Below are 11,540 nucleotides of genomic sequence, written 5' to 3' on the forward strand. Positions count from 1 at the left end.
TCACCCCGCTCCATTCGTCCAGCGGTGGACCACGGGCTGAGCCTTCAACCCATTACCCCTATCCCTCACCACGGAGAGCCCTCCATCCATGGATCCCAGGGACTCGGGGATATATGTTAGTGCGGGGACACGTTACGCGTTGCTCGCGCCCTATTCAGGGCTTCCCCACACAATTATTCCCTCGTTCAGGGCTTAAAAACCTTACCCCGCCCCTAGAAGGAGAGGCTTGTCACTCTTCTTTGTCATTAAGATGTGATCCTCGAGGGAATAGTGTGGTTTTTCTCATTAATCATTTGCCTCGCCTAGCCTTGGTATTTATGGAGGCTTTTATTAGGATGTAGGCCATATATATGGAGAATATTATGGATAATTGAATTGCTATTGAAAATTGAAAAGAATTGATGACTCCACTCAACAACGCGTAAATTATCATATATATCACTAATGGAAAAAGCGACTCAAGGTATGATCTATAATCTTGGGTAATTACGTAAATAATTGTTAAGCCAACAATTAATGACAAGATGAGGGCCGCCTCGCCTCTCTCAATAATTGAAATAATCAATAATATCAATATGATTATTACGGAAATTGCTCTCCTAATTACATGTTGAAGAGCGCGCCTCGCCTTCATTGCTTTAATGCTTGCCCCAACTCCCGTGGCATAATTTAAATAATTAGCGTGCCTTACCTATCCATGAAATTAGCCGTCTATGTAAATACATTGCATGATGTTTCCCGACTCATAGGAATCATTTCAAAGATAAATAAGATCGAATTAGCGGCCATTAGACAACATGAAGTGGAGTTAGGCATTTCACCGCTCCGCGGCTCTCCAGATATGGCTCTAGTGATAGGCGGCGATGGCACATTGCTGAGGTTCATACATGATTATCCGGACATGGATTTACCCATAATCCACATCGGGGCCGGCCGGGTTAATTTTCTCAGCGATGTATTACTTGATGAAGCCGCTTCCGCTCTTGAAAACGTGGCTTCAGGTAATTATATCATTGAGGAACGTAAAGCATTAAGCGCTGATTTAGGCGGGGGTAAGTCATGCTTTGCCCTAAATGAGGTAGTTATGAGAAATGTTAACATGGGTAGATTATTAACGGTCACTGTGTTGGAGGATAACTTAGAAATACTGCGGGGACGCATGGATGGCATAATAGTATCTACATCAACGGGATCAACGGCTTACTCATTCGCTGCAGGCGGCCCCCTACTGGATCCACGAGTTGATGCCAAATTAATAATTCCATTGGCCCCATTCTCAATTGGGGTATATAAAGTGGTTCACCCATTTGATTCAATGATTAGGATAGTTAGCACGGAAAAAGCATATATATTATGCGATGGAGAGAATTTCGGCGAGGCAGTTGAGGCGGCGATCAAGCCATGGCACAGAAAGATAAGGATAGTAAGGACAAGGGCATTCAATCTATACGAGAGAATGCAGCGTCGCCTTTCGATGTTCTAGTAATCGACGCAAGCGGCTTCTTCCACGTGAGGAATCCATTGATATTAGCCTCACTTGCGTCGGAATNAGTTACCACCAATATGGTCGTCAATGAATTAAGGGATGAATCCATAGCCATGCTGGATCAATTACGCATTAAAGTAATTGACGTAAATGATGAGGACATAAAACACATGCAATCGGCTTCACACAATACACGCCTCAGTAAGGCCGACTTATCAATACTGGCAGCGATAAAGTCAGTCAAAAAAGGTAGGACGGGTCTATTGAGTGATGACGTGGAGCTAATAAGGACAGCAAAGAGGTTATTTAACGTGGAGGAAGTAGTGGTATTTCTAAGGCCTACTCGGGGGGAGCGGCGGTAAATAAGAAGTACTTATCCTCTTCCCGCAATTCCTTTAAGATCCTCTCCACTATTAACTTAACGGGATCTATGCCAACCCGATCCCGTATATCTTGATAATTGCTGAACTTCTTTCTGCGCCGCTCCTCCAGAAGCTGCCAAAGGGTTTTCTTACCTATGCCCTTCAACAATTCAAGCGAGTGAAGCTTGAGCGTTAATGGCCCAGCCGTATTGAAGAACTCTATGAACTTCGACTCCTTCTCCATAACTATTTTTTGAATGATATCCTCCAAATTGGCCTTGGCCTCATGCGTTAACTCATCATACTTTAATCGCTTCACTATCTTATTTACCTTATCCCTCGTGCCTGATCCTATATATATCCGCTCGCCCACCTCGGCCATTACTTGAGGCTTTAATGTGACTTCCATTAATGTGAAATACTCATCGCCGATAACTTGTAAATATACCTCATTACGCGGAAAGCCCCGCCTGGCTATTGCGGGTTCCTTGGCTAGTATTTGCTCTGGGGGAACTACATCCAATACATACGCATATTCTTCCCTCTTATCCATGGATGAATCAACCTTGATTGCTGGAGTGCTTCTGCAATATATTTAGCATCTCCTGCAGCTCCTCATTCTTGAACTCCCCCTTCTCGCTGCTTATTATTGATTTAATCTCATCAATGCTCTTCGGCAGGATATTAACTAACTGAATTGCAGTTATCTTAGTTATTCCAAATTTCTCCTCCAATTCCTTAATCATATTCTTGGCATCCTCGTTCGATACCTTAGAAAACTTGCTTAGGTACTCCAATACGGCATCCAACTTGGGCGATGGTCCATAATTAGCGATAATGGATCTAAGTATAGCCAATGCCTCCGCATTACTTATATCCTCATAATTACTAATTCTTTTAGCCATTATGGCATAGAAAACTCACCACTATTTTAAAGGTATCGCATCGTCGATACATTATGCATCAATGATCCTGAAAATCGCTAACTTGAGAAGTAATTACCCTGAAAACCTAAAGCCGTTTATACCCCGAGACCTTGTACGGGAAACCCCTCCTATGCGCTCCCTTCGCTTTGGGGGAGTGCGTAGTAATTCCTGGGGAGCAGGAAATCAATAGCCGTGAGGCGGGGATGCCCTATCCACAGGGAATGGAGTAATTCATTTATTTTGTTGAATTATTTTTCTTAGGGCATCAGCAACGATCTTCAAGTCACTTAATGCTACATCCCCCATAACTCCAATTCTGATGGATTTATCCCGTATTTTCCACATGCCTCCAGATATGGTGTACCCAGTTTCCCTTAGCTTTTTGATTATTATCTGTGGCTCTATGGGTGAGTAAAGTGCAGCGACAGTATTGCTTCTGAAGAAGGGCTGAGGAACCTCCCTGAAGCCAATCCCGATTAATTCATTATATAGATAATTCATTTTCTCCATGTGGATCCCAACATACTTCTCCAGCCCCATATCCAGTATGATATCCAGCGACACGTTTAATGCATACATTATCGGGATTGGAGGCGTGTAAGGCGTTTCGAGCTTGCCCATGCTCTTAACGAATTTAGCTACATCAATCGCGGGAGGCCTCGGCGCACTACCCATCTTAGCATCATTAAAAAACACTATTGCTGCCCCCGGAGGCGCCATTAGAGCCTTGTGGCTAGCGGTGGCCACTACATCGAATCTGGATGCATCAATGGGCTCAGCCGGCATTCCGGATACGCTGTCGATTAGAATCATGGCATTGTTTTTATGGGCTAAGTCGGCAACTTCATTTAGTAACCTATTGGCAACTCCAGTGCTTGTCTCATTGTGCACGGCTAGAATTGCTTTAGGCTTCTCCTCCTCAATGACTTCTCTTATATTATTTAGATCTGGGACGCCGCCTAATGGTCCCTCAATTTTCATAATGTGTGCCCCCCTTGTTTCCGCGGATTCCGCAAGCCTCTCGGAGAACTCGCCTGTTATTAATGCAAGCACCTTATCGCCTGGATCCAGGAAACTATATACCATGGCATCCACGGCCGTTGTGCCCGTTCCTGGGATCACCGCCACGTTCTTGGCATTGCTTACCTCCAGTAATTTACCCGTGACTGTTTTGAATAGTTCCCTGAATTCATCGGTTCTATGGAACATTGGTTGGGCCGAGATCGCCTTAAGCACATCAATTGGAAGCTGCACTGGCCCTGGAGTTAGGTACTTCATTGGATCACCTGCCTAGTTGCTTCCAATATGTTTCCAATTAATTCGTCCACCATGCGTTCCTGCGCCTCCCTGGTCTCGGCGCCTATATGTGGCGTCACTAGCACCTTTGGGTGCTTCACTAACTCGTTTTCCCAATCTTCTCGGGGCGGTTCATGTTCTAATACATCTAGTCCAACTCCCCATAATTTATCGAGGTAATTCATCAATGCCTTGGTATCTATAACCTCTCCTCTGCTGGTGTTTACTAGTATTGAATCATTTTTCATTAAACTAAGCGCTTTATCGTTAATCAAGTGAAACGTGTTTTTGGTGAGCGATACATGTATGGTAATCACGTCGCTCTTCATGAGTAGCTCCTCGAGTCCCATATGCTTGACGCCAAGCTCATTAGCCTCCTTCTCGATATTTATTACATCGGTTGCATTAACATTCATTCCCAACGCTTTGCCTACTCCGGCCACTGCCCTCCCAATTCTGCCGAAGCCTATTATTCCTAGGCTTTTTCCCCTTAATTCCATTCCTTCATAGGATCCCTTACTCCACATTCCATTTTTTAAATCATAATTAAACAAGTTTATTCGCCTTGCCACTCCAATCATTAGACCAATTGCTAATTCGGCCGCGGAGTACGTCGCTGCCTTTGGGGAATTGATTATTATTATCCCGCGATTAACCGCATAATTAGTATCTATATTATCCAGCCCAACCCCAGCCCTTGCGATTATCCTTAATCGCTTTCCCCTATCTATTACATCTGCGGTAACCTTGGTTCTACTCCTAACTATCAATATATCATACTTATCAATTATATTCATCATTTCCTCCTTACTTATGCCGGGCCTATAATCGACGGCGAAACCGTGCTCCTTTAAGGAACTCACCGCTCGCTCACTTATTTTATCGGTGATTAGGGCGCTCATTTTGATTCCGGAAGGGTCCCCCATTCCAGATGAGTCATGCCCATCCTTGATTTATAAGTTTTATAAAGTTTATTATTTAGGTACTCGATTACTCAATGGCACTAATTATCTATATGCTTAAATGCCGGCATTAATATTTGTCCAAATTAATGTGATTCCCATGGGGATACCCGTCTATTTGTAAGGTTTTTCCCGAAAACTATTCTCAATTATGTCTTGAATGAAAAATATTTAAATCTCCATATGGTAATTAGGCTATGTTTAAGAAAATATTGATTGCAATTGATGGTTCTCCACAATCGGAGAAGGCCCTCGGCATTGGGATAGATATGGCTAAACGCTTTGGTTCAAAACTATACTTGGTTCATGTAATAGAGGAACAGAAATATATTTTAGCCATGAATTACCCGCCGGTGTATCCTGAAATGATGGATTCACTGCTTAAGAACGCTAAGGAACTTCTTGATTCATCGGTGAAGAAGGCATCAATGGAGGGAGTGGAGGCGGAACCGATATTGGAGCGCGGCGATGCTGCCGATAAAATAATGAGTGCCGCGGATAGGCTTGGCGTGGATATTATAATAATGGGTTCCAGGGGACTAAAGGGAGTAACTAGGTTCTTGTTAGGATCAGTATCCGAGAGAATAGTTAGGTACTGTAAACGACCGGTCTTAGTTGTCAAGTAAATTACCCCGCCCTTATGGACGGGGTCTCTGGTGTTAAAAGATGAATTATACAACCCCATTATTCACGGCGAGAAGGGGATCAGGGAGTTTTTTTATGTACAAATAAAACATAAACCACCCCCTACTAACTGAAGTCTCCTAGGGATTATGAGGGATCGCTTCGCTGTGTTTCGATAAATAAAGTAAATTTATAGGTGTCTCGAACTCTGGGTTCACGTAATGGTAGTTATAACATTTCTGGGTTCAGGAGCTGCCATACCGAGCGTGTGGAGGTCGTTGCCAGGCATATTGGTAACTCATGAAGGGCTCAATATATTAATGGATGCTGGAGAGGGCGTTCAACTCCGGCTTCAAGAGGTAGGTGTAAGTCCGCTTAGATTAACCCATATATTGATTTCCCATCTGCATGCGGATCATTTCAATGGATTACTTGGATTAATTGCTACAATGCAATTACTTAACAGGGTGACTCAGTTAACCATTATTGGTCCAGCCCCGATAAGGGATTGGTTACCTGATTTGCCCTTTCTTAACGTGATTGAGCTTCATGAATCAAGCCAGGAACGAGTCATAATTGGCAGTGAAAAATTTGAGATTCACTATATAACTGCCTACCATAACTTATTAGATAATGCCTATTCTTTATTATTTAAGAAGCCTGTGGGTAAATTTAATCCAAGGAAGGCCAAGGAATTAGGCGTCCCCATTCATTTATGGCGTCGGCTTCACATGGGCGAGAGCGTTAGGGTTGGAAATAGGTTAATCACTCCCCAGGATGTAGTGGATAACGTTGGTAATCCATATATAAAAGTAGTTTATACTGGCGATACGGCTCCCGGCGATAATGTGATCGCAATTTCTAGATCCGCCGACGTTCTCATTCATGACTCGACTTATCTAGATGATATGGACATGAATGAGGTGCATAAGTTGGGGCACTCGACATGCATCGATGCAGTTAATGATGCGGTGAAAGCGGGGGTGAATTTATTAGCATTGACTCACGTGAGCTATAGATATGGCATGGATTATTGGAATAGATTCATGTCATGCGCAGTTCCTAGATTCCCCAGATCAATTGTCGCGCTAAATGGACTTAAGATAGATTTAGCTCCTTCCTAAAGGTCTAGATCCACTCCCTCTTAGTGGATGATCATTTAATGTATGGCCTCAGCATATTTATAATGCTTGCCGCATCCATGGGCGATAATTGATACACCCTCTTATTAATATTAATTAAACTAGCCGCTTCCTCACCATAGAATTGATTAATTACTTTCCTCAGCATTTTATTTGGTTGAGTAAATACCTTAGCTGTGAACTTCTCCAACAGAGATGCATCAGTGCAGGGAGGTTTCTTGCTTAGTTGAATTATTGCGGAATATACTTTAGGTCTCGGAAAGAATGCATTGGGCGGCACCTCTTCGATTAATTTGGCATCGGCAAGGCATTGAACTATTATGCTTAATCTACCGTAGTTTTCTGACCCCGGCGCTGCGATTAATCGCTCCGCCACTTCTTTCTGGAGGGTAAGTATTGCCTTATTGAATTTCAATCCAATCAATAGCCCTAATATGAGTCTACTTGATTCGCCGTAAGGCAGGTTAGATACAATGTAATCGATGGATCTAATGGGGGGCAATCCTCCGTCGCACATTATGAAGTCCGCATTAGTCCATGACTTAGATATATCGGGGTATATTGCCGCTATTCTGGGATCCACATCACAAGTAATTACCTTATCAGTAACTTTAATCAATTTATCAGTTAAGCTGCCGAGCCCTGTCCCTATCTCTAGAATGGCTTCGGCGCCTCTTGCTAGACCGGCTATTTTGCTTAAGTAATGATCGCTGATCATGAAGTTTTGACTACGTCTTCTACTTGGCCTAATGCCATAATGCCGCAGTAATTGCTTGATCCTCTCTTCCTCTCGTGGCACGAGCGTCGTATTTCTTGCCATTTAAATTATTGCTTAGCAGTTGCCTTTATTGGCTTGTGCTTCAATACTGCCCAATAAAGAACCGCCGCCAACGTTGCCGGAAATGAGAGTATTTGCCATAAGATCAATGGTTTATATAGGTAGAATTGCATCGATTCGCTGGCTAGCACGGATCCAATGCTTCTGCCCATGCTTGTGGCTAGATTAAAGAGACCCATGTATTGTCCTCGCCGGTCCTCCTCCGCCATATTCATAGCTAGTGCTTGCACAAGAGGGGACACAATCATCTCGCCCATGGTTACCGCGACAATATCGGCCAGGGCCCAATAGAAATTATCTATGAGGGCCACGGCGCTATATGATGCATAATATATTAGGGAGCCATATATTAACCACTTAACTGGGGATTGCCTTGATATATATCGACCAATACGCTCTTGAAGCATCACGACGAGCAACCCATTCAACCCGAACNCTATACCTATGTTGGATGTGGGTATTCCTCGAACTTCATTATAGTAAATAGTCAATGCGAATCCAAGCAATCCCATAACCATGAATAATAGGAAAGTTGGCGCGAGGAATTTAGCGAACACAGAATTAATATTTGTTAAGGTTATTCTATTACGTATCCTAATGTCCTGTATGCCCATTACCAGAGGAATCGCTATTAGAGATATTACTGCAGTTAATAGGAAAAGCGACTTATAGCCTATGTATTGAATCGCCAATCCACCTATGAAGGGACCCAATGCCCAACCGGCATTAGCCCCGACCCTAACCCTGCTATACGCCTTAACAAGATCCGCAACGCCGCTCTTAATGTCTCCTATTAGGGTGGAACTCGCCACTGCATATAGGGAAGTGAGCATTGATTGTGAAAGGAGGAATCCCATTAACATAACGGAATTACTTGATAAATAAGCGCCAAAAAGCGCGAATCCACCACCAATTATCCCAATGCTCATTGTTTTAACACGCCCCAAGTAATCGGTTAATGTTCCCCCAATCACTTGAGCGATCGCTCCAACAATGGCCTGCGCTACGTAATAGATGCCAATCAGCCATAGAGGTGTATGGAATCTATATAATATTAGGCCTATGTATGGCCATACTATGGAGAATCCCAACGCCCTTATCCCGTTCAGAATCATTACCCTATCTACATAATCCATTAAGATAACCCTTATTTGCATTATTATTTAAATAATTAACTATATAATGATAAAACAAACATAACTTCCATTCTTTCCCAAAAAGATCAGAGGGACTTGCCTCATGGCATTAATTAATGATGATGAAAGAACGATAAGCCTCGCCCCTTTAGTGCCAAGGGAAGTCAGGTATTTTATAAAGTTGGGATTAAGGGGAAAGCCTCGCCCATCAGGGGATAGTTNACAGTAATGTTACTACAAATAATGAATGCCCAAGGTAGGTATCAATGAAAAACGTTATCTCCATCTGATTTAGTGATATAATTATGGCGAAGGAAATACCCAAGACTCCGCAAGAATTATCTCAATACATTAGGGTGATAGATGACCAGGACATATGCATTGGATGTGGCGCATGCGTATCGGTGTGCCCAACCAATGCTTGGGAACTAGATGAGAATGGAAAGGCAAGATTGATCTGGGATTGGTGTGTCGATGATTTTTCATGCATACCAGTATGCCCAGTTAATTGCATCTGGAAATCAAGCGAAGCACCAGAGGAGGCTAAGCATAAGGATAAATGGTTCAGAATAGAGAGACAATTAACGCCGGAGGAACGCGCCATATTTGAGGAATGGAAGAAAAAATACGGGGTAACCAGCAAGGGAGCTAACGGGGAGTGACGCGGTTAATCCCTATTCACAGAGAAATAAATCACTCGTCTTTTTCCTCTAACACTCACGGTCCTCAATAATAATCCCCTAGCGGCTAAACTATTCAAGGCCCTATAAATGCCTTGAAGGGATGCAGACCCACCTAATTGTCTCCATACTTGATATGCCGTCGCTCTTCCCATGGACTCAACCACTTCAAGTAGTTCCCTCTGCAAGCTAGTTAATGAACCGCCACCGACGTGTTTCCTCATAATGAGGGGGGAACCCGTAAGAATAGCGACATAGTTATTTTCAATTTTGGATGCAGCCACATACGCTGCAGCAGATATAGGTCTTGGATAAATCCCGGCTTTAGTTAATTGAATTGTTGCGCTTAATGCATCTTGTGGATCCACATCCATAAACATCACTTCCTGTGATGCTAAGAACTCGATGATGGGGTTCTCCGCCCTTGTTTCTCCATTTTCCATTATTCTTGCACCAATCATTGCGGGCACCTCGCTTATTGCGCCAATGCTCAATAATTCCTTAAATCCGAGCCAAATAGAGAAGAGCAATATGCCGCTTTCCACCGGAACGACTAACCCCCTCACGTCGCCTAATTGCTCCATTACCTCCATGGCAATGGTTTTGAATCCCTCAATCATGTAGGGATCACCATATCGCACAGTTGGTTCTTTAACGCATTCTATACATAGATCACAGCCCAGCCTTGCATAGAACTCTATATCGCTTGCATCATCCGATTTACCCACGGAAACCACAACCTTACTTCTCATCTTGGTAGCATATAGGGAAATCGATCTCGAGAAATCCCCACTCATCTTTAGAAATACTTCCCGCGGTTTTTTGATGCTTATCCAGACAGCCGTTCCTCTATCCATATAGGATCCACTTGGATTTCTATCCTCCAGCTTAAGCAAGGATTTACCCATGCGACGTATAGGCGTGTACCCCTCCCCTAATGAGAAGAAATCCCCATTAATTCGCGGAAGCATATCGCTATACCTCCATACGCCGCTAGCTCCCTTCCTTATCCTATACTTAAGCCCCTCCTTCACGACCATAAGCGGTAATCCACAACGTGGACATCTATATTCATCGCCGGAAGTCTCATATCCACACTTAATGCATTTAAGCACTAGCTAAGCATTGTCCAGCTTATTTAAACTAGTGGGCATCACTAAATTTAATTAAGCAAATTCCAGCACCCCCATCACCGCTCATCCCGCTTTATTATCAATAATAATGCTAGGAATCAGGGAATGCAATATAAGGCTGGGGAATCCTATATAAGGAGATGGATTTTTTAGGATAAAGCTTTTAAACACTTCTTGATCACGTTTCTCAAAAATCCCTGATAATTGGGGAGAAATGACAGCCACAACATATATCCAAACGTCGACGGGAGAAAAGAATGCGGCCGCGGTGTACGGCATACATATATATGGTAATTTATATGGTTGCGATGAATCATTGCTAAGCGATGAGGTTTTTCTACTTCAACTGGTAAAGGAGGCTGCCGAAGTAGCTAATGCAACGGTAATATCTGCTTTTTACCATAAATTCGGATCAAGCGGTGGCGTATCCGCTGTTGCAATAGTTGCGGAGAGCCATATATCTATACATACATGGCCCGAGCACGGATACGCCACTGTTGATGTATATACCTGTGGGGAACATACAAAGCCCATGGCTGCCTTTGAGTTCATAGTTAAAAAACTACATGCTTCTCGATATGATGTCCATGTTTCCGATAGATCCATGTATTACGAGGAAAGTTGACTACATACAGTTGCTAATCACAATCAATCTTTAACCATTTTTGCCTAATGCATAAAGTGTAGATGCTATCTGGGAAGGAGGATATTTGTCTTAACGGGGGTTAAGGGGATGGCCCCATATATTTATATATGAGCTAACGAGGAACAATGTTAATGCCCATCGTGGGGTTTAGGTTTAGAGCATACACCGATCGACGAGCGTTGAGGGCGTTAAAGGCCCAATTGGAGTTGGCTTGTGAGGCCTACAACACCCTACGATGGGCAGACACATACTTCTACCATGAGGATGGTAGGGGCTTGACCCTCACGGAGTTGAGGCAACTAGCCCTCG

General features: G+C 43.3%; 14 protein-coding genes. 6 read left to right on the top strand and 8 right to left on the bottom strand.

Annotation, left to right across the window (positions count from 1 at the left end; all coding sequences use genetic code 11):
- Nucleotides 1-289 precede the first annotated feature (289 nt).
- Nucleotides 290-634 (bottom strand): hypothetical protein, encoded by a 345-nt coding sequence (locus AT710_07380; protein KUO91126.1) that lies wholly within the window; start codon nucleotides 632-634, stop codon nucleotides 290-292.
- A 63-nt stretch (nucleotides 635-697) separates the two neighbouring features.
- Here AT710_07380 and AT710_07385 point away from each other — a divergent pair, with 63 nt between their 5' ends.
- Both AT710_07385 and AT710_07390 read left to right on the top strand, forming a co-directional pair.
- Entirely contained in the window at nucleotides 698-1,483 is a 786-nt protein-coding gene (locus AT710_07385; protein KUO91127.1) for a hypothetical protein, read from the top strand.
- Between the two features lie 26 nt (nucleotides 1,484-1,509).
- Nucleotides 1,510-1,848 (top strand): hypothetical protein, encoded by a 339-nt coding sequence (locus AT710_07390; GenBank protein ID KUO91128.1) that lies wholly within the window; start codon nucleotides 1,510-1,512, stop codon nucleotides 1,846-1,848.
- Here the strand turns inward: AT710_07390 and AT710_07395 are convergent.
- The 4 genes from AT710_07395 to AT710_07410 all read right to left on the bottom strand — a co-directional run bounded on the left by AT710_07395 (nucleotide 1,826) and on the right by AT710_07410 (nucleotide 4,972).
- The gene (locus tag AT710_07395) at nucleotides 1,826-2,401 is read right to left on the bottom strand and encodes a hypothetical protein (GenBank protein KUO91129.1); all 576 of its coding nucleotides are present in this window, start codon (nucleotides 2,399-2,401) and stop codon (nucleotides 1,826-1,828) included. The genes AT710_07390 and AT710_07395 overlap by 23 nt on opposite strands.
- Nucleotides 2,402-2,408: 7 nt before the next feature.
- Nucleotides 2,409-2,753, bottom strand: coding sequence for a hypothetical protein (locus tag AT710_07400; protein KUO91130.1), 345 nt, complete (start codon nucleotides 2,751-2,753; stop codon nucleotides 2,409-2,411).
- A 252-nt stretch (nucleotides 2,754-3,005) separates the two neighbouring features.
- The gene (locus tag AT710_07405) at nucleotides 3,006-4,052 is read right to left on the bottom strand and encodes a hypothetical protein (protein ID KUO91131.1); all 1,047 of its coding nucleotides are present in this window, start codon (nucleotides 4,050-4,052) and stop codon (nucleotides 3,006-3,008) included.
- Complete coding sequence (locus AT710_07410) at nucleotides 4,049-4,972, bottom strand: 3-phosphoglycerate dehydrogenase (GenBank protein KUO91139.1); 924 nt, start codon at nucleotides 4,970-4,972, stop codon at nucleotides 4,049-4,051. Before AT710_07410 ends, AT710_07405 begins: the two co-directional genes overlap by 4 nt.
- A 257-nt stretch (nucleotides 4,973-5,229) precedes the next feature.
- On the opposite strand from AT710_07410, the gene AT710_07415 reads away from it, so the two are divergent.
- Together AT710_07415 and AT710_07420 are read left to right on the top strand one after the other, a co-directional pair.
- The gene (locus tag AT710_07415) at nucleotides 5,230-5,658 is read left to right on the top strand and encodes a universal stress protein UspA (GenBank protein ID KUO91132.1); all 429 of its coding nucleotides are present in this window, start codon (nucleotides 5,230-5,232) and stop codon (nucleotides 5,656-5,658) included.
- 219 nt (nucleotides 5,659-5,877) lie between these two features.
- A complete protein-coding gene (locus AT710_07420; protein KUO91133.1) occupies nucleotides 5,878-6,780 on the top strand; it encodes a hypothetical protein in 903 nt (300 codons plus the stop codon).
- A 31-nt stretch (nucleotides 6,781-6,811) separates the two neighbouring features.
- Here AT710_07420 and AT710_07425 read toward each other — a convergent pair whose 3' ends face one another.
- On the bottom strand, nucleotides 6,812-7,597 hold the full coding sequence (locus AT710_07425) for a hypothetical protein (protein ID KUO91134.1): 786 nt from the start codon (nucleotides 7,595-7,597) through the stop codon (nucleotides 6,812-6,814).
- 26 nt (nucleotides 7,598-7,623) lie between these two features.
- Nucleotides 7,624-8,793: a hypothetical protein gene (locus AT710_07430; protein KUO91135.1), complete on the bottom strand. Its 1,170-nt coding sequence runs from the start codon at nucleotides 8,791-8,793 to the stop codon at nucleotides 7,624-7,626.
- 284 nt (nucleotides 8,794-9,077) lie between these two features.
- Between AT710_07430 and AT710_07435 the strand changes: the two genes are divergently transcribed.
- Nucleotides 9,078-9,434, top strand: coding sequence for a ferredoxin (locus AT710_07435; protein ID KUO91136.1), 357 nt, complete (start codon nucleotides 9,078-9,080; stop codon nucleotides 9,432-9,434).
- 5 nt (nucleotides 9,435-9,439) lie between these two features.
- Here AT710_07435 and AT710_07440 read toward each other — a convergent pair whose 3' ends face one another.
- A complete protein-coding gene (locus AT710_07440; GenBank protein ID KUO91137.1) occupies nucleotides 9,440-10,567 on the bottom strand; it encodes a hypothetical protein in 1,128 nt (375 codons plus the stop codon).
- A gap of 232 nt (nucleotides 10,568-10,799) precedes the next feature.
- Here AT710_07440 and AT710_07445 point away from each other — a divergent pair, with 232 nt between their 5' ends.
- Nucleotides 10,800-11,210, top strand: coding sequence for an S-adenosylmethionine decarboxylase proenzyme (locus tag AT710_07445; GenBank protein KUO91138.1), 411 nt, complete (start codon nucleotides 10,800-10,802; stop codon nucleotides 11,208-11,210).
- The last annotated feature ends 330 nt before the right edge of the window (nucleotides 11,211-11,540 follow it).

The sequence above is a fragment of the Thermocladium sp. ECH_B genome, from assembly GCA_001516585.1.
Lineage (GTDB): Archaea > Thermoproteota > Thermoprotei > Thermoproteales > Thermocladiaceae > Thermocladium.